The organism is Synechococcus sp. MIT S9452 (assembly GCF_047304245.1).
Taxonomy (GTDB): domain Bacteria; phylum Cyanobacteriota; class Cyanobacteriia; order PCC-6307; family Cyanobiaceae; genus RCC307.
The window spans coordinates 400,447-424,176 of sequence record NZ_CP138956.1 but is presented as its reverse complement, the minus strand read 5'-3'; the positions used below and the strand labels follow the sequence as shown (position 1 = coordinate 424,176).

Sequence of the window (23,730 nt, the reverse complement as noted above, 5' to 3'; positions counted from 1 at the left end):
AGCGCTTGCTGCGCTTAATCCATGGCGATTGCTGGACCTGGAGGTGTTGATGACGCCATTGCCGCTGGCTTGGACCTCGATGGAACACCGATTCCCGCGCCGATGCTGGACCTCTACCGGGAGGTGATGGAGCTTGAGAGCAAGCGGGCCCGGAGCGGTGTCAAAAAATCAATGCGCAACCGGATCGTCAAAACCGGAGCAAAGCACTTGGATCAAGAGACCTTGAACCAACGCCTCATTGAAGCCGGTTGGGATGGTCTCAAGGCCAAGGAGATCGCTTTTTTCTACAGCTGAGCTGATCTACTCGCTGACGCGCCCTTCAAGGGCGTCGATCACGCTTTGTTGAAACGCATCGAGGGCGGAAGAGTCGCTGAGATCTTCCCCCTCTCCAGCGGCGTTCTGGGTCAAATCCTGGAAGTGGAAGGCACCTTCTCCGTTCGCCAGAAACTCCATCGCGGAGCTCTCGCCACTCTCTGCAAAGGCATCAACTAGAGCGTGGAAGGCCGCATCTTCGGTGAAATCCCAGCTCATCAGTTCAGCAGGTGTCGATGGTCGAAACAGGCAGCCACGACGTGGCCCCCATGACCCATAGCGCCTACCCCCCCGAATCCGTCAAGCTTTTGGTAGCAGTTTGTGGCCTGTGAATTCCAACCCGAATGCTCCAAAACATGTGCTGGGAGGGCCTTTGCAGCGATGCGGCTGCCAACCCATGACCGGTTGGTACCGCGATGGCTTCTGCCGCACTGACGCGGCTGACGTGGGTCAACACACGGTGTGTTGCCAAGTCAACGAATCCTTCTTGAGCTACAGCAAGGCCCAAGGCAACGACCTCAGCACGCCGATGCCCCAATTTGATTTCCCTGGGCTGAAGCCTGGAGACCATTGGTGTGTCTGTGCTACCCGCTGGTTGCAGGCCTACGCCGACGGCATGGCTCCGCCTGTGATCCTCGAGCGTTGCGAGCAATCCGCCCTGGAGGTGATCCCGCTGGAGTTGTTAAAGGAGCTCGCCCTACCAAGCGATGACGCTGCCATCCCAAGCCAGGAAGCGCCCTGAATCCTCTGCTGTTTGCTCAGCCAACACATCCAACAAGTGGCCCGCTGCCCGCTGGGGACTGAACAACTTTTCAGCCGGCACCGCTGAGCGAAATGGTGCTGAGAGCTCGGTTGCGGTGGTTCCCGGGTGCAACAGGCTCACGCAAGCCTGCGGTAGGCGCCGCTTCCACTCCAACGCCAATGTGCGCAGCAATTGGTTTTGGGCGGCTTTGGCCGCCCTGTAGCCATACCAACCGCCGAGGTGGTTATCGCCGATGCTGCCGACACGGGCTGAGAGCGAGGCAAACCAACACGGCTGGCCATGGCCCAAGGCTGGGGCGACGGCCTTCGCCAGCAGGATCGGAGCAAAAGCATTGATGTTGAACGCTTGCTCCAAACCACTGCGCTGGATGGCTTGCAACCGTTTTTCAGGGCCTCGGCCGTCCTCATGCAACCAACCAGCGGTGTTGATCACGAGGCGCAGCGGCGGTTGCTGCTTCAGCCAACCGCTGAGCTGTTCGAGATCGCCGTCATCACAGAGATCGAGGCGCGGCTGACTGCGTCTGCCAAGTGGCAACACCGTGAGTGCTGGGCACTCCTGGATCAGAAGCTCGCTGATGGCTGAGCCAATACCGCCTTGGCCAACCACCAAAGCCGAACCTTCAAGCTGCTGCAGCCGGGCTGGAACGGGCATGGAATCTCCGATGCGCTGTCGCATGATGGCCAGCAGATCGTCCTCAGTGCGTGGCCCTGACGATTGGTGTGTTGGGAGGAGGTGCGTGGGGAAGCACCTTGGCCGGACTGCTGAGCCAGTCCGGCCATCACGTTCAGATATGGCGCCGTCACCATGGCCCACAAGGCCTGCAAGCTCTTGAAGCAGCTGAGCTATTGGTGGGAGCCACAGCACTGGTGGGTGTCAGTGGCGTGGCGCAACAGATCAAGGGGTGGTCAGCCAGGCCGCTGGTGAGTTGCTCGAAAGGCCTGGACCCAAGCAGCGGCCAAACAGCCAGTGCCCTGTGGCTGGCGGCCTGCCCCCTGTGGCCTGTGGTGGTGCTCAGCGGGCCCAATTTGGCCAGTGAACTGCAGCAAGGCCTGCCGGCAGCCAGCGTGCTGGCAGGCCATGAAGAGGGGCTGCTAAGCGAACTGCAGCAGCAGCTCAGCACCGAGCAACTTCGCCTCTATCGCAACACCGACCCGCTCGGGACTGAATTGGCCGGTGGCTTGAAAAATGTGATGGCCGTTGCTGCTGGCATTTGTGATGGCCTCCACTTGGGCGCCAATGCCCGCGCATCGTTGTTGACCCGTGCCCTGGCCGAAATGGCCACGGTGCTCCGCGGCCTGGGTGGCCGTCAGGACACCTTGTATGGGCTAGCCGGCATTGGTGATCTCTTGGCGACCGCCACAAGCCCGCTCAGCCGCAACTACCGCTTTGGACTCGCTCTGGCCGAGGGACTGAGTCAGCAGCAAGCCCTTGAAAGGGTTGGAGCCACCGTTGAGGGGGTCCCCACCTGTGAAGCCATTGCGTCCCTGGGCCGCCAGAAGCAATGGTCCCTGCCGATCACCGAGAGCGTGGCGTCGCTGCTTCGCGCTGAGCTCTCTCCCGCTGAAGCCCTTCAGCACTTGATGCAGCGCGAGCTGCGCTGCGAATGACATTGCATGTTGCTGCTGTTGATGCCTTCAGCGCCAAGCCATTAGGCGGCAATGGCGCCACGGTGGTATGGCTTGAGCAACCAGCCGAAGCGCCATGGATGCAGCAACTGGCTGCCGAGTTCAACCAATCGGAAACGGCCTTTCTCTGGCGGCATCGGGAGCACTGGTATCTCCGCTGGTTCACGCCCAGCTGTGAAGTGGATCTGTGCGGTCATGCCACCTTGGGGGCCAGCGTGGCGCTGCATCACTGGAGGCAGCTGCCGATCCGATCACCTCAACAGCTACTCACCCGCAGTGGCCCGCTGCGAGTTGAACTGCACTCTCCAACTGCAGCAGCGATTGATCTGCCCAGCGATGGTTTGAAGCCCCGCGGCAAGGACCCGTGGATGGAGCCATTCCAGCCGTTGCAGCAGTGGACCTCTGACCTCGGCTATGGAGTGCTGTTGCTGGAGGCCAGTGCGGATCTGCAGCAGCTCAATCCCGATGATCCCTGCTGGGCCAGCACCCGGGAAAAAGCCTGGGTGCTGATGAAGCCATCAACAGGGTCCAGCGATTACCAGCTGCGTTTCTTTGCTCCAGGTCTTGGGCTGCGGGAAGACCCCGTGACGGGATCAGCTCATGCCTTGGTAGCTCCCTGGTGGTGCCAGCAGCTGCATCAACGCTCGGTGCGTGGATGGCAGCCGTCGCACCGTCCCGGGGGGCTCTGTTGTGAACCACTTAGCAGCGGCATGATCCGCCTAATCGGCGATGGGGTCATCCTTTGGGACGGCGCGTTGCACAGCCAACCAGCCCATCCATCGGCAGAGCCATGGCTCGCTTTGCATCCCAGCTGAGTTCATCGGGGCCTGCGATGGTGCTGCTGGGCCTACCCCTGGTGCTGGGTGGAGCGATCTTGGCTTGGATCCTGCAGGGCCAACAGCCCAACTCTCGAGCTCTTTCCGAGGCGTTGGTGGATGAACTACTCGATCAGAACAGCAGCCATCAGCCAGCAGCGGCGGCAGCCTCGGCCACTACGCAGGGGTTAACCGTTCCCCCCTTGGCAGCGCAGCCCGCGTTGTCCATTCGTGTGATGCTCCATGAGGCTTTAGGTCCGGTGTCGATTCGGAACGGAGAGCGCACCGAGACACTGAACTGCCGAAGCGGTCAACTCAGCGGCGCCCTACAGCCATTGGGACCTGAGCGCTGGTTCCAAGCAGCTGCAGGGAAGTCCGTCGGCCTGAATCAACAGCGTTACCGCGGCGGCGTGCAGGTGCTCTGCCAGGGCAACAGGCTCTTGGTGGTCAACCATCTGCCCTTAGAGGACTACATCAGCTCAGTGGTTGGCGCTGAGATGCCCAGTCACTGGCCCGCTGAGGCCTTAAGGGCGCAAGCGGTTGCAGCCCGTTCTTACGCCATGGCTCACCTGGCCAGACCAGCCAGTAAGGCGTGGAATCTTGGGGCCACAACCCGATGGCAGGCCTACGGGGGACTGGGCACTGAAAGCAACAGCAGTCGCGCAGCTGCGGCTGACACGAAAGGGTTGATCTTGAGTTTTGAAGGCGGCATTGTCGAAAGCCTCTACGCCGCCAACCAGCAACTCACCGTGGATGCCCATGGCCATCTCGGTGCCAGCATGAGCCAACAAGGGGCCCGAAGCTTGGCGAGCCAGGGTTACCAATTCACGCAAATCCTCGCCAAGTACTACCCCGGTGCGAGCCTGGCGAGGTTGCAACGCTCGTGAGAGCTGCCATGCATGACCTCCCCAATCGGTCTTTGGCGGTTCAACGCTCAGCGTTGCAATCGGGGGCGCTGATCCCGTTAAAGACCAACGTGATCTCAGGCCCTGATGAGCGCTTCCAACTGAGGCGCCTGATCAGTGCCACCCCCAAACACCTCACCAAGGCTGGCCCCAAACCGAACCCATTTCGGCCATGGGATCCGCGGTTGGAGGTGGCTTGCCTGCCGCAGCATGTGGTGTTGCTGAACAAATATCCGGTCCAAGCCGGCCACCTGTTGTTGATCACCAAGCAATGGCAGGCGCAGGCGGATTGGTTGCAAGCCAGTGATTGGGAAGCCCTATCGGCGGTGTGGGCCCAGCAACCTGGCTTTTGGTTCTTCAACAGTTCAGCTGCCGCCGGAGCGAGTCAGCCGCACCGGCACTTGCAATTGCTGCCACGGGTTTCAGGCCAGCCGCCGTGTCCTTTGGCTGCTGACTTTGAAGCTTTAGCCCAAGGCGGATCCCCTCGCTGGCCATGGCAACAGGCCGCCGCGGCACGGCAGCTCAACTCTGCATGCAGCGCCGAAGTTCTTGAGGCTTGTTACCAGGAGCTAGCGGTTGCACTGGGCCTTGGAGCTGCCACGAACGATGAACGGCCCAAACACCCCTACAACCTGCTGCTCTGCAACAAGTGGATGGCGATGGTGCGGCGTCAGAAGGAAAGTCACGCAGGGTTCAGCGTGAATGCCCTTGGCTTTGCCGGCTACATGCTCGCCACTGAGGCGTCTGACATGGCTTGGCTTGCCAGCAGTGGCGGAGATGCGTTGCTGGATCAGGTCAGCTGTTAGCTGGCTGCATCCCGCTCGATCTGCTGCTCCAACGTGGCGATCGCGGCATTGGCTGCGGCCAGTTGGCGTTCGACCGCATCACGCCAACCCTTGAGCATGTGGAGCTTGCGCTGTTGGTACCTGGCATGGGAGTTGTCCCCAGGTTCAGACCAGCAGCATCCAGGAAGCGGAAACATGGGAAACTCGTGCCGACCTGCCCGTTGTAGCGAAGGCAGAGTCGCTGTTGTCGTTGTTGCCTTGTCGCTGTGCGTCACCCACAACACAAGGCCCGCACTGGCATTGATTACTTGCTGATCAAAAGAAAATCTGTTGAGCTCCCATCCCTGTCGCAGTTGAGACGCACTGTGAGAGCAGTAAGCCCCGTGCGTCCCATGCGTCCTGTTGCTTTTGCTGCCGCTCTTGCTGTTCTGGGTGCCGCCCCAGCGGCGTGGGCCGATGTGGCGTTGATGGCAGGGCAGCAGGCAACCCCCCTGCGCGGACAGTTCAACAGTGTTCCGGTCTTGCACTCCAACCAGCCGGAGCAAGTCACCGGCCCAGGCATCCTGGTTTCCACAACCGAAGGGCAAGCCAGGGCTGAAAACGGGCAGATGCTGCGGCATGCCACCTACACCTTCAACGGTGATTTCGGCATTCACGCCCACCACAAGTACTACCCCTCCGATCCCAGTCGCCTGGGAGGTGCTCGCCAACGCGGCACGTTGACCATCGCCACCATCGCCATCAACAACGGTGATGCACCAGTCACCCTGGAGATGAGCCAAGGCTCCGTCAAAAACAGCTTTGAAGCGCCTTACAAAATCGATGGTCTGATGGGCGTCAAGGTGCAGGGATATCGGCCTTGGAACGCAGGTCCTGGTGACGCCACATCGGTGCAGATGTTGCGCGGCAAGTTGGATCGCAAGCTCCCCGATCAAATCACTATTCCCGCCAGAAGCCGGATCATCCTGTTCAGCACCAACCTGCCGGCCCGGGGCATTGCCAACGCGCTGCTCAAGGGAACCAGTTCAGGACCGTTTCAAATGGCTGTGGTGGCAGCTGAAGACCCCAAGTCGGATGCCGATCTGTTTGCGGTCTTGGATGGCCAACAGCTCGCAGGTGGTCGCATCTATCTCGACAAGGTCGCCAAGATCAACAGCGGCGAAGTGTTCTCACGAGTTGGTGGTGTTGCCATTGGTGATGCCTATAGCGCTGCCATCAGCCACGACCTGAGGACCAGCCCCCTGCACGTTCCCTTCACCACCACCTCGCGGCATCACTTCGGTACCGGCGAGAACCAGGTGAACCGTTTGGCAACCCGCATGCGCGATTCATCGCTCGACAACGTGGGCACCTACGGCGTTCGCTACGACATCGACCTCAACCTGATCGGCAGTGGAAACCACCGCCTGATGCTGAGCCACCCCAGCATCGCCGGCCGACAATTCACGGCGTTCCGCGGCACGATTGCCATCACCGACGGTCAAGAAACAGAAGAGCTGCATGTCGGCATGCGCTCGGGCCAAAGCCTGGAACTCAAAGCGCTGCAACTACGTGAAGGTCAGCCTCGCAACCTGCGCATCAGCATGGTGTATCCAGCCGATGCAACGCCCGGTCACCTGCTCAGTGTTGTTCCTGAACAACAGTTGCTGGCCTTGCGTCAAAAGCAGACCATGATGCAGGTGGCTCAGCAGCCCGGCCAGCCCGCTGTGCTGCCGGTGGCTCCTCCGCCTCCGATCACACAGCAACAGCGCTTGGGTGTTGGAGCCGTTCTGCAGAAGACAGCTCCTCGACTGCTTCCCTATGGCGGTTGGCCCAACCCGGCGCCGGCCATGCTGGATCCAACCCGCCCTTATCAGTTGATGCGCCATTGGCTGAACCGTTAAACGACAAGGGCCGCAGGGTCAGCCTGGAATTGCGCGAGGACACGATTGAACGCCTCGACGCCTTGCGCAAGCAATGGTCGCTCCGCAGCCGCGGTGCGGCCATTCAGCGTTTGTTGGACGATTTGCTGCAGGATCTTCCAGCAGAGCACGCTGCTGAAGCAGAGCAAGAGGCCCAGCCAGAGGATCATCTGCAGGGAGCCATCGTGTTGGTGTCTTCCGCCCACGAGACCCCAGAGCCAGAACCGGAGGAACGCAGCACAGGAATCAACTTGCCCGGTTTCGTCTCGCGCCGAACAACCAAGCTCAAACGGAGCCTCAAAGAGCCGGTGGTGAGCGAGGCGCAAGCCAGTTGCGAACGATTTGAGGTGATGGATGACCAGCAGCTGAGCGCGTCGATTGCAGCTGTTCAAAACCACTGGATGTCGCTGTACGGCAATGAGCCATCGGCCGCTGTTCTAGAAGCAGCCATGAATTGGCTCGGTCAAGACATCTGGCCCAGCTCCGATGCCTCAGAAGGCCAAAGCTTCACGTGGAACGCCGTGCAGCAGGTGATGCTCGGCTTCTGCCCTAGTTGGGAGGTCAGGGAAGCAAGCGTTGATCGGGTTGTTGTGGCCGCAGGCGTGTTGGAAGATCCCTTTGGTGCAGCATCGCTGCCCATGCGCGTGCCATCGCTTGTAGGGCGGATGGCCCAACGGCTGCGGCGCCGGCGCCGTGGCTCACCATTTTTGGATCTGCAGAGCACGATGAGCACCCAGGGTTCCTTGAAGTTGCTGGGTTTATCCACCGCTCCTGGTTTCAAACTCAGCTTGTCTGATATCCGCGAGGCCTACCGGCAAAAAGCCCTCGCGTGCCATCCCGATGCTGGGGGATCCGCCGAAGACATGCGCCGTTTAAATGAGGCCTATCAACTGCTCAAACAGCGTTACGTGCGTACCGCCTGAGACTTATTAAAAGACTCGTTATGTGTCTCATACAAGAGCGCCGGAACCATGAATTTTTCTCCCGCCAAATGGCGCACTCCAAAACTCGCAACCTGGATTGATTCAACGGCTCATAAATCTCATTCAAGACTGGTAATTGGTCCAAAGCTAAATCTCATCAAAGACGCTCAAACAAAATCTGTGCAAAACCAGAAAAACCTCATTTTTTGGTGTTTTTAGTTGCGAGACCAAGGAGCTACGAACGCAAGCCGCAAGCAAAAACGATGGCGAGCAGCCACTTGCTGTAGGCCCGTCAATCCGTGTCCAAATCGCCTGTCCAGCGGCACTGGACTGGCCAGATAGAACACAGTCAAAAGCCAGTGCTGCAGGGGATTTCATCGACCAAGAAATCAAGCGCGTATCTGTGTTTGACACAGTGACGCAAGAGCAAAGCCTGCCTGATTGCCTTGCCTAGAAGTTCTCGTTTAAGAATTGCTCTAAGACCTGAGACGGGTCTCAACTAAGACGGTCAACACATTTTTCGCGATGGTGCTGAGTGAGTCTTGCGCACAAAAAAGAACTCAAAACGATGGAATCTCCGTTCAACAGAAACCAGTCTCGCTGGAATCAGTCACGACAACTAAACAGACCTGATCCTGGGCTCAAGCAAGATTAATGAGACTAGTTAAAAAGGCTGGAGTTGATCTACGCAAAGCCAACAAAGGCCTGAGCCAAAGTCACTTGGAAATATAGGTATTAGCAAAACCAGCTGAGACCCTTGCCTGGACCCGCAATGAGTCACAAGCGAGACACCTGATCAGGTGCTGGTCTGCATCCCCTGGATCAAATAGTCAAAGAACGGGGCGATGAATTGGGCGTCATCAGGGGAGAGCAACGCAATAGAGGCGTCCTTGAGGCAGCGCATCGCTTCCACCATGCCCGGCATCGGCACGCCAAGGCTGTTGTACATCTCTCGGGCGCCAATCAAACCGGTGCTTTCGATAAAGCTGGTGCTGCCGGCCAAACCGCCGTAGGTCACCAGGCGCAGGTACCAGCTGAAATCACGCAGACACTGGGCCCGCTGCTTCTGGCCATAGGCATTGCCGCCAGGGGCCACATAGTCGGGCTTGCGGCTGAACAGTTGCTTGGCTGATTCATCAACGATCTTTCGCTCGTTCTCGGTCAGCACACGGGCCACCCGAACACGGCGATCGCCATCGTTCAAAAAGTCGGCCATCGAGCGAAGCTCACCGCTCGTTGGATAACGGAGCTCGTCGTCAGCTTGAAGGATTAGATCCTTTACAACGCTCATCGCAACACCTTGGCCCCAGCCACTTTACTGAGCTCAACTCGCCTCTGGCTACTGAACAGCAGAAACCACGTGAGCTGTAATGCCCAGCGGTAGCGTCAAGGGATGCCTGTTGATGCCAGCCATCCCAACCAGCTGACGCTGGAGATCAAAGATCTCGCCCTCGACGGGACCGGCCTTGCTCAACACGACGGCAAGTTGGTCTTCGTCTCAGGCGCTCTGCCAGACGAAACCGCCACGGTTCGAATCACAGGCCAAGGACGGGGCAAGCTTCACGCCGAGATCAGCGAGCTCAAGTGCTCAAGCCAGGATCGGCGTGATCCGATCTGCATCCTTGCCGGCAAATGTGGGGGCTGCAGCCTGTTGCATTGGCAAGACGAGGCTCAAAGCCAATGGAAGCAGCAGCAGCTGCAAAACACCCTGCGGCGTGTTGGACGTTTGGAGTGTGTGGTGGATCCCATCCGCTCGACCGAAGCGGTGTTGGGGTATCGCAACCGAGCCATCATTCCTGTACAGCAAAGGGATGACGCCTTAAAGGCTGGATTTTTTCAGCGCGGAAGTCACCACGTGGTGAACATGAACCACTGTCCCGTCCTCGACCGCAAGCTGGATGCCTTGATCCAGCCGCTCAAAGCGGATCTTCAAGACTCTGGCTGGCCCATCTACAACGAAGACACCCAAAAAGGGCTGTTGCGCCAGTTGGTTCTGCGCGCCGGGGTCTCCAGCGGTGAACTGTTGCTTGGGGTAGTGGTACGCGAGGACCAATTCAAACCAGCCGACGAGTTGGCTGAACTGTGGATGCAGCGCTGGCCAGAGCTGGTTGGTGTTGTACTGAACGTGCAGCCCAAACCAGGCAACACCCTGTTGGGCCCAAAAGAACGGCTTCTAGCTGGCCGTCCCTGGCTGATGGAGAGCTTTGCGGGACGCCGCTTCCAAATTGGTTTGGGCACCTTTTTCCAAGTGCACCACCAGCAAGCGGAATCGCTGGTGGATGCGTTGCGCAGTGAGCTGCAACTCCAATCAGGGGAGGTGTTGGTTGATGCCTATTGCGGTGTGGGCACCCTTGGATTGCCATTAATCCAAGACGGTGTTCGCCTGATTGGGATTGAGCAAAGCCGCGAGAGCATTGAACGGGCCCAATGCAATGCCTTGCTCAATGGCTTGGAGAACACGGACTTCCATGCCGGCGCTGTTGAACGCCGGCTGCAGGAATTCCTGCCCTTCACCGATGTGCTGCTACTAGATCCACCGCGCAAGGGATTGGATCCGCGGGTGTGTGAGGCAATCAGGGAGCAGCCGCCAGCTCGCATGGCCTATGTCAGCTGCAATCCAGCCACCTTGGCCCGCGACCTAGCGCTGCTTTGCGCCGACCAGCGTTTTAAGCTGAAGAAGGTGGTGCCGTTTGATTTCTTCCCGCAAACCACCCACATCGAGGCGATGGCCATCCTGACTAGCAGCGCAGCTCAGCCTTGAAACTTTTTTCCAAGCTTTGACGAACCTTGGTGAGCAGCGGATCGACTTGCTCATCGCGCAGGGTTGCTTTCGGGTCACGGAAGCGCAACCGCACAGCCAAGCTGCAAGAGCCCTCGGGTATTGGTGAACCGCTATAGCGGTCCAGCAAATCAACGTTCTCGAGAAGTTGACCTCCGGCCTTGCGAATGGTCTGCAGCACGCTTGCTACATCCTGCGTCTCCTCCACAACAAAGGCCAGATCGCGTTCACTCGCTGGCACCGTCGCAAAGGGCTTAAACGCGTGGCAGTAGCGATTGGTGCGGCTGGCTGCGGTCAGCACTGGCTGCAGGGCCAGATCAAAGATCAATGTTCCAGCGGGCAGGTCGTGTTGCTCGGCCATGCGCGGATGCAGTTCTCCAAACACACCAATCACCTTGCCTTCGAGCACAAGGCTGGCGCTGCGCCCCGGATGCAGCCGCTCGTCATCCCCTAAACGGCGGTCTTGCAAGCTCAAGCCCAGTTGGGCCATGGCGCGAGCCAACAGGCCCCGGCCCTGGTGATAGTTCAAAGGGGAGGGCTGGCCGCTAGTGCTCCAGAGCCCTTGGCGGCGCTCACCGGCCACAACGCCGCAGAGCCGCTCCTGTTCAGCGAACCCTTGCCCATCACGGGCAAACACCTTGCCTATTTCAAAGCCCCAGAAGCCCGCTTGGCTGGCTTGAAGGTTCCGCGCAGCGGCATCCAGCAACGCGGGAACCACGGTGGTTCTGAGGCAGCCGTAGTCGGTCAGCAATGGGTTGCTAATCGCCACTTGCGCAGGATTGCTCGGCTCCTCACTGGCCACCAGCGACAGATGGCTGATTTCCTGAAGGCCAGCTGCCCGCAGGTTGGAGCGCAACCGCCTGAGCAACTCCTGCTCAGCGGTTAAACCACCTGGTTCCACCGGATCGGGCAGGTGGGAGCCGAAGTTGTCGTAACCCACCAATCGGGCGATCTCTTCGATCAGATCCACTTCCCGTTGCAGATCCAGTTGCCGCGCCGGCGGGACCTGAACACTCCAATGGCTGACTTGGCCGTCCTCGTCATGTTGCGGCTGCAAGGAACAGCCCAAACGCTCCAGCAGGGCGCACACCTTGGAATCCTCAATCCATTCGCCAGTGGCCAAGGGGCCCAAGAGCCGATCGAGCGCTTCACGGCGCAGCACCAGCGCTTCGCTGGAGCTGGCCACAGGGCTCGCTTGCCACCGGCCGGTGGCCTTGGCCTGACAGAGCTCTTGCAGCAGGGCAACAGCGCGGTTGCTGGCCTGCAGCGTTAGGGCTTGGGGCACCCCACGTTCAAATCGGGCGCTCGATTCGCTGCGCAGTCCGGCTGCGCGGCTGCTGCGGCGCACGAGATTTTGAGGGAACACGGCGGCCTCGAGCCATATCCGCTTGGTGGACTCGGTGACAGCGCTGCTTTGGCCTCCCATCACGCCAGCGAGTGCAACGGCTTGGTCGCCATGGCTCACCAAGAGGTTGTCCTCGCGCAGCTTGAGGGTTTGGCCGTCGAGCAACTCGATCGACTCACCACTGCTGGCCGCGCGCAAGCCAAATCCCTCAGGGCCAAGCTCGGCGAGCCGGTCGCGGTCGTAGGCGTGCAGTGGTTGGCCGGTTTCCAGCATCACCAAATTGGTGATGTCCACCACGGTGTTGATGCTGCGTTGACCAGCGGCTTCCAAGCGCTGCCGCAACCACTTCGGTGACGGGCCGTTGCTGATCCCCTCGAGTGCTGTGAGGCTGAACAGCAGGGCGTGATCAGCAAAGGGAGCCGTCTCCAACTTTGCTGCAGGCTCTAGCTCAGTGGAAGCGGGCTCCTGAACGCTGAGGTCTTCCAGGGCCGCCACTTCGCGGGCAATCCCCAGCATTGACATGCCATCAGGGCGATTGGCGGTGATGGCTAGCTCGAGGATGTGATCGGTTAAGCCCAACAGTGGGCCCACCGGTTCGCCCAATTGCGGCAGCGGGGACCCCTGCTCAGCAGCCACGACCTCGAGGTCAACCAAGCCCTCGGAGTTGGTTTCTAAACCCAGCTCGGAGAGCGAGCAGAGCATCCCGCAGCTTTCAACGCCGCGGAGTTTGGCGGGTTTGATCGTTAGATCCACCGCCGGCAGATGGCTGCCAACGGTGGCAACCGCAACGGCCATCCCCTCACGGACATTGGCCGCACCGCAAACGATTTGAAGGGGTTCGCTCCCTTCGCCAATCGAGACCGAACAGACATTCAGCTTGTTGGCATCGGGGTGGGGGGTTTTGCTGAGCACTTGACCCACTACAACGCCAGCCGCACGGGCTGCCAAGTCCTCTTGCTCTTCAACTTCAAAGCCAGCCATTGACAGCTGTTCAGCCAGGCTGTCGACGTCACTGCGGAAGGGAACCAAGTCCCGAAGCCACTGCAGTGATACGCGCATGAAATCCAGCTGGAAGCGGGCGGATCCTACCGATGGGCGTGAGCCACTCAGTTATGGTGGCGGATTGTCACACCGCTCCGCTCAAGCAGCGCACGTCCTTCCATGGCCAAAAACAAGGGCGTCCGGATTGTGGTCACTCTCGAGTGCACCGAATGCCGGTCCAACACTGATAAGCGGTCTCAGGGAGTGTCCCGCTACACCACTGAGAAAAACCGCCGCAACACCACAGAACGGCTGGAGATCAAGAAGTTCTGTCCCCACGACAACAAGATGACGGTCCACAAAGAGATCAAGTGATCTCGCGCTCGTTATCCCACTTCCACTGACTCTCCAATCCCATGCCTCCTTCCTTTTTTAAAAAGCGGCTGTCTCCGATCAAACCCGGTGACCCCATTGATTACAAGGACACCGATCTGCTGAAGAAATTCATCACTGAGCGCGGCAAGCTTTTGCCCCGCCGCATGACTGGCCTCACCGCCAAGCAGCAGCGTGACCTGACCAACTCGGTGAAGCGTGCTCGCATCGTGGCGCTTCTGCCCTTCGTGAATCCAGAAGGCTGAGTTCGAAACCTGCCATTCAGCCAGGTGATCTGGTGGGTGTTTGCGATGAGCGCAAACAACCGCGCCTGGCCCTCCTCGAAGCCCTGTCCAACGGCAGGGCTTCGTTGCGTTTTGCCGTAGCCAGTAACCAGCAGCAGCGCCCTGTGCCGCTGAAGCAGGTTGAGCTGATCGTTGCCTTTAGTGACAGCAGCAGTAGCGAACTGGCCCATGCCCTAACGGCCACCAGCAGCAGCTCCACCGAACTGGCCCTGGCCTGGATGGAGTCGCAGCAACAGCAAGCACCGCAACAGAGCTACTCGCTGGCATCACTGGGTCAACTGCTGCGCAATGGCCCAACACCCCACCAGCTGGCGGCTCTCTGGTTGGCCTTACAAGGCCCGCAGGACCTCTGGCGCTGGAAAGCAGGGTTGGCCTCAGCCCGCAGCAGCTCCGAGCTGAGGCAACTGCGCCGCAGCCGCCGCTCCCAGCAACTTGAGCAGGCCGGCCGGCAAGGGCTGCTCGATGCGATTGCCGCCCGCAAGCCAATCACAGCCCTGCTGGGTTCGAAGCAGTCCCAGGAGCTGCTGCGCGGGCTCAAGCAGCTTGCTGGGGCTGAAAAGCTCGAGGAGGTGAGCCTGGCACCTGAACTCAACCACGCCTTGCAACGGGCTGGTTACGACGGTTCAGCCCAGGTGTTGCAGCAGGTTTTGGTGGACCTGGGCTTGCTGAAAGCAGGCCAGCCTCTGCGGCTGCTGGGATCGGCATGGGAGAGCAACTCCGAGGTGGAGTTGCCAGCCGCTCAGAGCGATCCACAGCGCCGAGACCTGAGCCATCTGAGCTGTTTCAGTATCGACAGTGCCTCCACCCAAGAGGTGGACGACGCCATTGGCTTGGAACGCCGCAATGGAGACCTCTGGATCTGGGTCCACATCGCTGATCCCCATCAATGGTTGCAACCAGGAGATCGGCTCGACCATGAGGCCCAACGCCGTGGGTCAACCCTGTATCTCAGTGGCGGGGCCATGCCGATGTTCCCGATGGCCGTGGCCCGCGACTGCATGAGCTTGCGGCCCATGCGCCCCTGCGGCGCCTTGAGTGTGGGCGTGTTGCTCAATGCAGACGGGTCCATTGAGGCGGTTGAACCCTGCCGCAGTTGGGTGAAGGTCTCCTACGGCCTCACCTATGAGGATGCTGATGAATTAATCGAGCTCGCACCCCCTGAGGATCCTGATCTAGCGGAGTTGGCGGAGCTACTCAAACGCCGCACAGCCTGGCGTGAACAGCAAGGAGCCCTGCTGATGGAGCAGGCCGAAGGTCGGTTGTTCCGCAATCCAGCGGATGAGTTGGCGCTTGAAATCACCGAACCAGGCCTGGCCCGCTCCTGTGTCAGCGAGGCCATGATTCTCGCTGGTGCAGCCATGGCTGAGTGGTCCAGCCAAAACGGTTTGGCCATGCCCTATCGGGTCCAAGCCGGATCTAGTCATGACCCTGCAGAGGCCAACCAATGGCCCCAAGGTCCGGTTCGCTGGGCCCAGCAGCGGCGTGGGTTGAACCGCAGCCGCTTGCAAAGCAACCCTCAGCCCCATGGCTCGCTGGGCCTGCCGATGTACATGCAGTGGACCTCCCCGATCCGCCGCTACAGCGATCTACTGGCTCACCGCCAGTGGTTGCAATTCACTGGACACCTTGAGGGGGATCCGCTCGACGCTGAGGCCATCACCGCGCTGTTGCAGCGCTTGGATCAAGGCCAACGGGAGGCGAGCTTGATTGCTCGCCAAGACCAACGCATGGCGCTGTTGGAATGGCTGGCCGGCCCGATCCCGCAATGGCCGCAGCCAGCGATCGTATTGAGCTGGTTGCGGGAGGACAGCGGCATCGCTCTGGTGCGTTTGGAGGCCTGGGCCATGGAGTTGCCGGCCCAAATTGACGCTGGTTGTGGGCTTGGCGATCAGCTGGTCATCCAGCTGGAGAGGGTTGATCCCGCTAACGACTTCCTGCGGCTTAAGGGCACAGCCGGTTGATCCGCCACCAAGGGCCAAAGGGGTTGCTACAGCCCTCGAGTTCCAGCCACCGTCCGTGTTGATCAGGCAGAACCTGCTGCACCTGCGGCTCAAGTGTGATCAAAGGGAAGCGCTCCCCAGATTCGGACTCACCCCACCAACGCTCACCCTCAACCTGAATCAACAACCGTTGCTGCTGGCTGGCTGGTTCGCTTGGAGCGCAGGCGGGTTGATGCTGAGTGGACCTTCCATGGAGCCAATCGAGTTGTAGCTGTGCCCAGTTGGGCTGATGCCACGGCAGCTCAGGGCACGGCACCACACCCGAGGGGGCTACCGGATCATTCAGCAGCGCTCGCTGCACCTCGGCCACCGGCAGCTCGGCCACAGCCAAGCGCTGCGTCACACACATTGCGGCCGCTTGACCAGCGGCTTGGCCAATCAACAGCAGCAAGGGGCCCATACGGGTCGCCCCATTGGCCATGTGGCTGACGCTGATGGATTTATCAGCCATCAGCAGATTGCCGATTGCAGGGGTGTACAGCGCCCCAAAGGGAATCACAAAGGGCGTGCCACTGCGGCGCCCACCCCACGCCATGGATTTGTCCGCCAAGGGCCACTCACGTTCCCCGTAGTGGTGGTCATTGGCGTAGTTGCCTACGGCGATCGCCTGTTGCTGGTGCTCAGCATTGGGGGACTGCGGCAGCAAGTCTTGCTCCACAACAGTGCTGGCACCAATCAAGCGGCGGCCCTCACGCCAGTAGGGCTGAAAGGCCAGAGGCTCTCCAGCAAAGGCTGACGAGGGTTGCAATTGCGGGCCGCAGGCGGCTTGCAATTGGGCCAGGAAAGCCTCGCTATGCCGGCGCAGGCCTGTGAGTTGCTCCTGCTGGCGCTCGGCATCCCCGCTGAACACCGCTCCTGGATCCACAGGCCAGTCGTTGCCGTGCAAGGGCCAATTCAGCATCAGTTGCTGAGCTGGAAGACGGCCGTAACTGAGCAGTTGCGGCAGGGAAAAACGATCGTCGCAGCCTTGAAAACGGCCACTGAATGGCTCGAGCGGCTTATCTGGTGGAGTCCAGGGGCCCTGCCATTGCCCATGGATCACCCAAGTGGGGGATTGGACAGGTTCCCGCTCAAAAAAGGGGTCCTTCAGAGCCTCTGCGACCGGAGCGCTGGGCTCACCCCACTGCTGTTTGGCTTCCCATCCCAAGCGATGGGGGATGTCGGCCAAGACCAAGCTGTCCCCGAGCTCGCTGCCATCAACGAGCACGTCAAAGCTGACGCTGATTGGTTCGCCATCACGCTGCAGAACGGCCTTGCCGAGCTGATCACCACGGCGCTCGATGCTCAGCACTTGAACGCCTGACCACCAGCTCAGCTGGGGAGCCTCAGCGATCCAACGCTGCAGGATGGCTTCCGCTTGATTCGGGCGAAATCCGAAGCAGCTGACCCAGTTGTGGTCGAGGCCTTCAGCACTCTCACGGCGTAACTGACGCAACAAGGCACCCCAAAGACCGCTCTGCCAGGCACTCAGCTCATTGCCATCGGGGGCAGAAACTCCGCCACTGGTGATCATCCCTCCGGTCCAAGGGCCAGGTGTGATCAGCAGAGTTTCAACTCCACAGCGGGCACATTGCAGCGCAGCGCCACAGCCGCCACTCCCGCCACCCATGACCAGAACCGGGACGTGGCCCTGCTGAAAAGCCATCGCTGCACTGAACTGAGATCATCATGCTGACCGGAGCTGGCTCAGTAAGATCGCGTTGATGACAAGCACACTCACCACTCCGCTTTATTACGTCAACGACAAGCCCCATATCGGCAGTGTTTACACCACGTTGGCGGTCGACACTCTGGCCCGTTTCAAGCGACTCAGCGGCGAGCATGTGGTGTTCATCACCGGATGTGATGAACACGGTCAAAAGATTCAACGAACAGCTGAATTAGCGGGAATTGATCCACAACAACACTGCGACCAGATCAGCAGCAGCTTTGCATCGGTGTGGTCACAGTGGCAGATCAGTCATGACCGTTTCATTCGCACCACAGACCCGCGCCATCAATCCATTGTTGAGCAGTTCTTCGCGCGAGTCGAAGCCAACGGTGACATTGTCGAGGGTCGTCAACAAGGTTGGTATTGCGTTGCTTGCGAGGAATATAAAGACGACCCCAAAGACGCCGATTCACCCCACTGCCCCATTCATCAAAAACCACTGGAATGGCGCGATGAGGCCAACTTGTTCTTCCGGCTCAGCCGTTATCAAGAGGCCATCGAAAAGCTCATCGCAACCGATGGCTTCATTCGCCCAGCCAGTCGGCGCAAGGAAGTTGAAAATTTTGTTGCCAATGGCCTGAGGGACTTCTCCATTTCCCGCCGCAATGTGAGTTGGGGACTGCCTGTCCCTGGCCACGAAGGTCACACTTTTTATGTTTGGTTTGATGCTCTGCTGGGATACATCACAGCTTTGCTCGAGCCTGATCAGCCGGCCACGCTGGACCAAGCCATCACCGGCGGCTGGCCAGCCCAATTGCATGTGATTGGCAAAGACATCCTGCGTTTCCACGCTGTCTATTGGCCAGCGATGTGTTTATCCGCTGGGATTGATCTGCCAGCCGGCGTGTTTGGCCATGGCTTTCTCACACGGGAAGGCCAAAAAATGGGTAAATCCATGGGCAATTCCATTGACCCCACCCGTTTGCTTGAACTCTGCGGCCGCGATGCTGTGCGCTGGTATCTACTGCGCGACATCCAATTCGGCGATGACGGTGATATCCAGCAGCAACGCCTCCTGGACCTGGTCAACAACGATCTTGCGAACACCATCGGCAATCTGGTGAACCGCTCGATCTCAATGGCCCGTAAGTGGTTTGAGGGTGTTCCAGCACTGCCCCAAGAGCTCCCCAGCGGCCATCCCCTAAAGCAAGCCGCGCAAATCGCCGTGGATAATGTGCCGAGCCATTACCAAGAGCTGAGGTTCCACGCTGTGGCGGAACAGGCGCTGCAGTTAGCCATTGCGGCCAATGGTTATCTGAGCGATCAAGCGCCCTGGAAGGCCATCAAGGATCCAGCCAACCGCGATCAGGTAGCCGCTGACTTGTATGCCGTACTGGAAGCCAGCCGCGTGGTGGGTGTTGTGCTGCAACCGCTCTTGCCGGAATTCAGCGCTCGGCTCTTGCAGCAACTCAACGCCCCGCAAGGGAACTGGATCGAACTCTTGAACTGGGGACACCTCAAGCCGGGCCCCTTGGATGCGCCATCACCACTGCTGCAACGCTTGGAGCTGGAGGAAGCGATTTGAAGTTTATATATAAGTCCCTTTGCGGGCTCTCGCTTCTGTTGCTCGCATCCTGCTCATCAGGCTCGATTGAAAATGAGAAGCAAAGGCCTTTCGTGTTCAATCAGTTGGTGCTGCAGCAGAACTCAAAAGATGGCAAGCCAGTTTGGCAACTAAAAAGTCCCTCTAGTAAATATCGTATTGAGGATCAGCTCACCGTTATTAAAGATCCTGTCGGGACATTTTTTAAAGACGGACAAGCCACTCACAGACTCGTTGCTCCGGAAGCTCTTGTGATTCTTGACGGCAAACAAATCGAACTCATCAAGGGCGTTACGATGACGGCCCTTGATGATTCTGGGCATGTTTTGAAATCTCAAAAAGCCACCTGGAGGCCCGAGGATGAGCTTTTGTTTTTAGAAGGTAACCCTGTAGCGAGAAACAACAATCAGCAAATCAATGCTGATTCATCCACTTATTCAGCAGCAGACAATACTCTCACCCTTAGCGGTAATGTTGTTCTTCAATCATGGCAGAACGGCATTAACACCAGATCGGATCCGGAGACAACTATTTACTCCCCTTTTGTTCAATGGAATACTGAATCAGGCGACTTAATAGCAAAAGGTCCACTTAGCGGCTACCAAAAAGCCGAGGGTGGAAGAATTAGAATCCTGACAGCTCCATCAGCTAACGGCAATAGCAAACAGGAATGGCTTGATTTCAATAAGCCTGTGAGAATTCAAGAGTCTCAGGACAATATCGATATTAGGGGAGGTCCCATTCGTTGGTGGTACAACATTGGCAGGCTTTCCTCGAGTCAGCCTGTGAGCGGGACCTTCAAGGATCTTTTTGCATCTGGCAATGGTCTAGACATTTCAACCGATAAAAAATCAATAATGATAAAAAACAATTGCGAATTAATCCAGCCTGCCGAAAAATTAACAGCCAATTCATGTTTTTGGAACTGGGAGACAGGCCGCGTCAATGCCAAAGGTTCTGTGGTTGTAACAAGAGAGGAACTGAATCAACGAACAACCGCGGAAATCTTGAATGGTCAAGCAACGAAAGATGGCCGGGTTGTGTTCGCATCACCTGACAGTCAGGTAAAAACGCAGCTTCAACTCAAGAATCAAAATCAAGATTCTGGGCCAACTAATTCCAAGGCGCCTCCAGTGCAGTTCTGAGTTTTTCAGCCACTCCCTTAATCCAGATCTCATCGCTGCGGCTAAAGCAACGCACGGACCAGCCCGCCACCAGAAGCCATCCCTTGGTGCCTAGGGGTTCGACCACAACCGCGGGAGTGTTTTCTGGGAAGTAGGCAAACTCGCTGCGGCCTGGGTACAAGGTCAAATTCACCAAGCCAATGGTTTGTTGTTGCTCCCTGGCCCTTTGGACGATGGGTCCTGGCTCAAATGGCTTGGAGCTCAAGACGCCACGCCGCATCAATTCGTTCCCATCCCAAACGAGCAACACACATGCTGCTGGAGTGGCTTTGAGCAGTTGATGGCTGGCCCAGGCCAGTTCCAATCGAACGCTTTCAGGCAACCCTGCCGTGAGCTCAAATCCCTGGGGACCGTCCAAGCTGGCGGGCTCGCGTGTAGCTGGATTGGCCCGGGTCCACAGCACAGCAACCAACATCAGGCCAACGGCCATCACACCCGCGAGCACCGATGCGCGTTGAAAGATCGGCAGTGTGCTGCCCAAATCAGCCGGGATCAGCAGGGCGTTGATGACAACGAGAAGTAAGCCACCGACACCACAGCCAAGAACCACGCGGGCTTGTGATGGCATGGACCTCATGGCTTTGCTGCAAGGCTGCCATTCCACCGCCCTTTGGCTGAAATAGGGGCAACTCCCGCTGATGCGATGACCCCGGAACAGGCGTTCGCTGCAATTTGTTTGGCTGCTGTTGCCAGTGATGGGGTGGTGGGACGCGATGAGGCCAGAAGCCTGCGCATTGAGTTGGAGTTTCGAACCCCCTATGTGGGGATGGATGAAGCCACCATGGCGGGGTTGTTTGACGATCTGCTCGAGCTCTGGAGGAGCGAGGGCAGCGAAGCCTTGGTAGCCAAAGCAGCACCCTGTCTTAATCAAGTGCAACGTGAAACCGCTTTGGCAGTGGCCATTCAGTTGGTTCGCGCCGATCGCATCATTGAGCCTGAAGAAGTCAAATTCATTGACCAGCTTGCCGGCCATTTAGATCTGCCTGAAACGATGAGCCAGCAGATCATCACGGTGATGGACATCTTGCACCGTGATGCTTTGGCCATGGCGGACGAATGAAGGGCAGACTGGGCAGCGATCGCCCGGGTGTCATGGCTCGTCTTTTGCCGCTGTTGCTTCTGCTCGTCAGCTTGGGCCTACCGGCCATGCCGGTGTTGGCTGTGGCGGCTTTGGACTTCCCAGCGGCGGCACCTGAGGGCCACGTATTGGATTCAGCCGATGTGCTGAGCCGTGCCTCCACGGGAGAATTGGGCTCGCGTTTAGCCAACCTGGAGAGCGATCACATCAACGCCAATTTGGTGACGGTCAAGCGTCTTGATTACAACGTTGACCTCGATTCGTTTGCCTCTGAGTTGCTGAGCCGCTGGCACGGTTCAGACGATGACAGTGATCTGTTGATTGCCATTGATTCAGGGGCTAACGCAGCCAGCATTGCCGCCGACGCCACCTTGTTGCAGCGCTTGCCCAATGCACTGCTGGAGAGCACGGCTGAGGAAACGATGTCGGTGGCCTTACGCGATGGTGGCCGTTACCGCCAGGCCACAGTTGATGGCCTCTCCCGCCTCGAAACGGTCTTAGCCGGCCAAGAAGACCCCGGCCCTCCTGAGCTGATTGAACAGGTGGCCGTTGTCAGCAATGTCCCAACCAAGGAAGAGACCGAAGAAAGCAATGCCTTGATTTGGGTGGCGGTGCTGTTGGTGTTGGGAACGCTTGTGCCGATGGCCACTTGGTGGGTGTTCTCTCGCTGAACCTCGGCATCATGGGCTGACGCCCAGTTCGACGGCATGGGACTGAATGACTGGCTTGGCACCTTCGCCAAGGCCGAAGGACTGGATTTGAGTAGCGATTTGGAGCAGGCCTATGAGGCCGCTCTAATGATCCAAGGTTTAGAGCTCGAATATTTCAACGATCGTCCTGTTCGCACCGATGTGAATTTGGGGTTGCCGCAGGCAACCCAAACGCAGATTTTCCGCCGCTTTCGTTCGGCACTGGAGATTTGCCGTGCCCTGCTGTCATCGATCGAGCGCCAGCGCGCCCAGCTCGACAGCCAGGAACTGCGGCAGCTGCAACTGATTGAGTCGGTAGTGCGGCGCTACCGGAGCAAAGAAGGTCAAACCCTGTTTCAACGCCCCGACCCTCTACCCCGCAGCCTGCTGGGGGTGTTTGACCGGGTTCGCAATCAATTGGACCCAGAAGCTGAAGCCAATGTGGTGGCTGGTTTCAGGCGCCGGCGTGATTCCACGCTGGTGTCGCTGCGAATCTTGCTGTTAATGATTTTGGTGCCATTGCTGTTGCAGCAGATTTCGCGCACCTATTTGATCTCACCTGTGGTGGATCGCATTGCCCCTGATGTTCCTTTCCTCAGCTACACCAAGCCACGGCTGCAGCAATCTGCGGTGGCGAGTCTGCGGGAATACAAAGCCGAAATCGAGTTTGCGGCCCTTCTCGAGGGAGAAGACAGCCCGTCTGTGGAAGAGCTGCGCCAAAAGCTGACGCTCAAAGCAGCTGAGCTCAAGGATGAGGCGGACTCCGAGAGCACTACTGCGATCAAAAACGTACTGGCCGATGTGGTGGCCACGATCGGCTTTGTGTTGGTGTGCCTCTTTGGCCGCGATGAAATCCGGGTGCTGCGCGGGTTCTTTGATGAGGTTGTCTATGGCCTCAGCGATAACGCCAAGGCGTTCGTGATCATCCTGTTCACCGACATATTCGTGGGTTTCCACAGTCCAGAAGGCTGGACGGTGCTGTTGCAGGGCATTTCATCCCACCTGGGCATCCCGGCTGAAGAACAATTCATCGATCTATTCATCGCCACCTTCCCGGTGATCTTGGCCACGATCTTCAAGTACTGGATCTTCCGTTACCTCAACCGCGTCTCGCCGTCCTCGGTGACCACGCTGCGCGGCATGAATGGTGGTGGCTAAGCACCTGCTGATCACCGGACCATCACGGGGTGGGAAAAGTGAATGGGCTGAACAGAGAATCGTGGAGATCGCAGGGTCAGAGGCGATCTCCTATCTCGCTACAGGGCCCATCCTTCCGGATGATCAGGCCTGGCAGCAGCGCCTCGATCGTCACCGCCAGCGGCGCCCAAAGCACTGGCGTTTGCTGGAAGCCTCGTCCATTTCAGCGGTGAGCGATCTGTTGCAAGACTCCAGCGTTTGCCAAGGGGATGTCTTGCTCTTGGACTCCCTGGGCGGGCTTGTGGCTTCAAGCCTTGAGTTTGAAGAGCAGCGCTGGGTTGAGCTGGTGGGTCAATTTTTGGCGGTCCTCGCTAGTCGGCAGCAGCCTGTGGTGTTGGTGGCTGAAGAGGTGGGATGGGGTGTGGTTCCGCCAACCGCCATCGGCGGACGCTTTCGCGATCGCAATGGAAGCCTGACCCGGCAATGCGAGCAGATCTGCTCGGAAAGCTGGCTGGTGACGGCTGGACGCGCTTTACCCCTGCATCAGCTCGCACAACGCCTCAACACCGCCCCCTGA

General features: G+C 58.8%; 24 protein-coding genes. 18 read left to right on the top strand and 6 right to left on the bottom strand.

The window, feature by feature from the left end:
• Window positions 1-21: 21 nt before the first annotated feature.
• Window positions 22-294, top strand: a complete 273-nt coding sequence (locus SIB46_RS02190; protein ID WP_413296919.1) for a DUF4090 family protein — start codon at window positions 22-24, stop codon at window positions 292-294.
• A gap of 6 nt (window positions 295-300) precedes the next feature.
• Here the strand turns inward: SIB46_RS02190 and SIB46_RS02185 are convergent, their stop codons facing one another.
• Window positions 301-531 carry a hypothetical protein gene (locus SIB46_RS02185; RefSeq protein ID WP_011935628.1) on the bottom strand — a complete coding sequence of 77 codons (231 nt, stop codon included), beginning with the start codon at window positions 529-531 and terminating at the stop codon, window positions 301-303.
• Between the two features lie 100 nt (window positions 532-631).
• On the opposite strand from SIB46_RS02185, the gene SIB46_RS02180 reads away from it, so the two are divergent.
• Window positions 632-1,054 (top strand): DUF2237 family protein, encoded by a 423-nt coding sequence (locus tag SIB46_RS02180; RefSeq protein WP_413296918.1) that lies wholly within the window; start codon window positions 632-634, stop codon window positions 1,052-1,054.
• Here SIB46_RS02180 and SIB46_RS02175 read toward each other — a convergent pair.
• A complete protein-coding gene (locus SIB46_RS02175) occupies window positions 1,010-1,726 on the bottom strand; it encodes an SDR family NAD(P)-dependent oxidoreductase (RefSeq protein ID WP_413296917.1) in 717 nt (238 codons plus the stop codon). The genes SIB46_RS02180 and SIB46_RS02175 overlap by 45 nt on opposite strands.
• 50 nt (window positions 1,727-1,776) lie before the next feature.
• Between SIB46_RS02175 and SIB46_RS02170 the strand changes: the two genes are divergently transcribed.
• The 6 genes from SIB46_RS02170 (at window position 1,777) to SIB46_RS02145 (ending at window position 8,029) form a co-directional block, all read left to right on the top strand.
• Window positions 1,777-2,682, top strand: coding sequence for an NAD(P)H-dependent glycerol-3-phosphate dehydrogenase (locus SIB46_RS02170; protein WP_413296916.1), 906 nt, complete (start codon window positions 1,777-1,779; stop codon window positions 2,680-2,682).
• On the top strand, window positions 2,679-3,515 hold the full coding sequence (locus tag SIB46_RS02165) for a PhzF family phenazine biosynthesis protein (protein ID WP_413296915.1): 837 nt from the start codon (window positions 2,679-2,681) through the stop codon (window positions 3,513-3,515). The genes SIB46_RS02170 and SIB46_RS02165 overlap by 4 nt, the downstream gene beginning before the upstream one ends.
• Complete coding sequence (locus tag SIB46_RS02160) at window positions 3,491-4,402, top strand: SpoIID/LytB domain-containing protein (protein WP_413296914.1); 912 nt, start codon at window positions 3,491-3,493, stop codon at window positions 4,400-4,402. The genes SIB46_RS02165 and SIB46_RS02160 overlap by 25 nt, the downstream gene beginning before the upstream one ends.
• 8 nt (window positions 4,403-4,410) lie before the next feature.
• The gene (locus SIB46_RS02155) at window positions 4,411-5,226 is read left to right on the top strand and encodes an ATP adenylyltransferase (protein ID WP_413296913.1); all 816 of its coding nucleotides are present in this window, start codon (window positions 4,411-4,413) and stop codon (window positions 5,224-5,226) included.
• Between the two features lie 371 nt (window positions 5,227-5,597).
• Complete coding sequence (locus SIB46_RS02150; protein WP_413296912.1) at window positions 5,598-7,088, top strand: DUF3370 domain-containing protein; 1,491 nt, start codon at window positions 5,598-5,600, stop codon at window positions 7,086-7,088.
• Window positions 7,073-8,029 carry a DnaJ domain-containing protein gene (locus SIB46_RS02145; protein ID WP_413296911.1) on the top strand — a complete coding sequence of 319 codons (957 nt, stop codon included), beginning with the start codon at window positions 7,073-7,075 and terminating at the stop codon, window positions 8,027-8,029. The genes SIB46_RS02150 and SIB46_RS02145 overlap by 16 nt, the downstream gene beginning before the upstream one ends.
• Window positions 8,030-8,825: 796 nt before the next feature.
• Here SIB46_RS02145 and apcD read toward each other — a convergent pair.
• A complete protein-coding gene (gene apcD / locus SIB46_RS02140; protein ID WP_413296910.1) occupies window positions 8,826-9,320 on the bottom strand; it encodes an allophycocyanin subunit alpha-B in 495 nt (164 codons plus the stop codon).
• Window positions 9,321-9,422: 102 nt separating this feature from the next.
• On the opposite strand from apcD, the gene rlmD reads away from it, so the two are divergent.
• Window positions 9,423-10,790 carry a 23S rRNA (uracil(1939)-C(5))-methyltransferase RlmD gene (rlmD, locus tag SIB46_RS02135; protein WP_413296909.1) on the top strand — a complete coding sequence of 456 codons (1,368 nt, stop codon included), beginning with the start codon at window positions 9,423-9,425 and terminating at the stop codon, window positions 10,788-10,790.
• Here the strand turns inward: rlmD and pheT are convergent.
• On the bottom strand, window positions 10,768-13,212 hold the full coding sequence (pheT, locus tag SIB46_RS02130) for a phenylalanine--tRNA ligase subunit beta (RefSeq protein WP_413296908.1): 2,445 nt from the start codon (window positions 13,210-13,212) through the stop codon (window positions 10,768-10,770). The genes rlmD and pheT overlap by 23 nt on opposite strands.
• A gap of 102 nt (window positions 13,213-13,314) precedes the next feature.
• On the opposite strand from pheT, the gene rpmG reads away from it, so the two are divergent.
• From rpmG to SIB46_RS02115, 3 genes are read left to right on the top strand one after another with little or no spacing between them, the layout of a single operon-like run.
• Entirely contained in the window at window positions 13,315-13,509 is a 195-nt protein-coding gene (gene rpmG / locus SIB46_RS02125; RefSeq protein ID WP_011935641.1) for a 50S ribosomal protein L33, read from the top strand.
• Window positions 13,510-13,550: 41 nt separating this feature from the next.
• Window positions 13,551-13,772, top strand: a complete 222-nt coding sequence (gene rpsR / locus SIB46_RS02120) for a 30S ribosomal protein S18 (protein WP_413296907.1) — start codon at window positions 13,551-13,553, stop codon at window positions 13,770-13,772.
• Between the two features lie 32 nt (window positions 13,773-13,804).
• On the top strand, window positions 13,805-15,772 hold the full coding sequence (locus SIB46_RS02115; protein WP_413296906.1) for a ribonuclease catalytic domain-containing protein: 1,968 nt from the start codon (window positions 13,805-13,807) through the stop codon (window positions 15,770-15,772).
• Here SIB46_RS02115 and SIB46_RS02110 read toward each other — a convergent pair.
• Window positions 15,753-17,456 carry an FAD-dependent oxidoreductase gene (locus SIB46_RS02110; protein ID WP_413296905.1) on the bottom strand — a complete coding sequence of 568 codons (1,704 nt, stop codon included), beginning with the start codon at window positions 17,454-17,456 and terminating at the stop codon, window positions 15,753-15,755. The two genes, SIB46_RS02115 and SIB46_RS02110, sit on opposite strands and share 20 nt — an antisense overlap.
• 58 nt (window positions 17,457-17,514) lie before the next feature.
• On the opposite strand from SIB46_RS02110, the gene metG reads away from it, so the two are divergent.
• The gene (gene metG / locus SIB46_RS02105; protein ID WP_413296904.1) at window positions 17,515-19,047 is read left to right on the top strand and encodes a methionine--tRNA ligase; all 1,533 of its coding nucleotides are present in this window, start codon (window positions 17,515-17,517) and stop codon (window positions 19,045-19,047) included.
• Window positions 19,048-19,085: 38 nt separating this feature from the next.
• Window positions 19,086-20,210 carry an LPS export ABC transporter periplasmic protein LptC gene (lptC, locus tag SIB46_RS02100; protein WP_413296903.1) on the top strand — a complete coding sequence of 375 codons (1,125 nt, stop codon included), beginning with the start codon at window positions 19,086-19,088 and terminating at the stop codon, window positions 20,208-20,210.
• On the opposite strand, the gene SIB46_RS02095 is transcribed toward lptC, so the two are convergent.
• Window positions 20,179-20,826, bottom strand: a complete 648-nt coding sequence (locus tag SIB46_RS02095) for a cofactor assembly of complex C subunit B (RefSeq protein WP_413296902.1) — start codon at window positions 20,824-20,826, stop codon at window positions 20,179-20,181. The genes lptC and SIB46_RS02095 overlap by 32 nt on opposite strands.
• 66 nt (window positions 20,827-20,892) lie before the next feature.
• Here SIB46_RS02095 and SIB46_RS02090 point away from each other — a divergent pair, with 66 nt between their 5' ends.
• From SIB46_RS02090 to SIB46_RS02075, 4 genes are read left to right on the top strand one after another with little or no spacing between them, the layout of a single operon-like run.
• Window positions 20,893-21,309, top strand: a complete 417-nt coding sequence (locus SIB46_RS02090; RefSeq protein ID WP_413296901.1) for a tellurite resistance TerB family protein — start codon at window positions 20,893-20,895, stop codon at window positions 21,307-21,309.
• Between the two features lie 32 nt (window positions 21,310-21,341).
• Window positions 21,342-21,998, top strand: coding sequence for a photosystem II repair protein Psb32 (psb32, locus tag SIB46_RS02085; RefSeq protein ID WP_413296900.1), 657 nt, complete (start codon window positions 21,342-21,344; stop codon window positions 21,996-21,998).
• A gap of 36 nt (window positions 21,999-22,034) precedes the next feature.
• Window positions 22,035-23,174 (top strand): proton extrusion protein PcxA, encoded by a 1,140-nt coding sequence (gene pxcA / locus SIB46_RS02080; protein ID WP_413296899.1) that lies wholly within the window; start codon window positions 22,035-22,037, stop codon window positions 23,172-23,174.
• Complete coding sequence (locus tag SIB46_RS02075; protein ID WP_413296898.1) at window positions 23,161-23,730, top strand: bifunctional adenosylcobinamide kinase/adenosylcobinamide-phosphate guanylyltransferase; 570 nt, start codon at window positions 23,161-23,163, stop codon at window positions 23,728-23,730. The genes pxcA and SIB46_RS02075 overlap by 14 nt, the downstream gene beginning before the upstream one ends.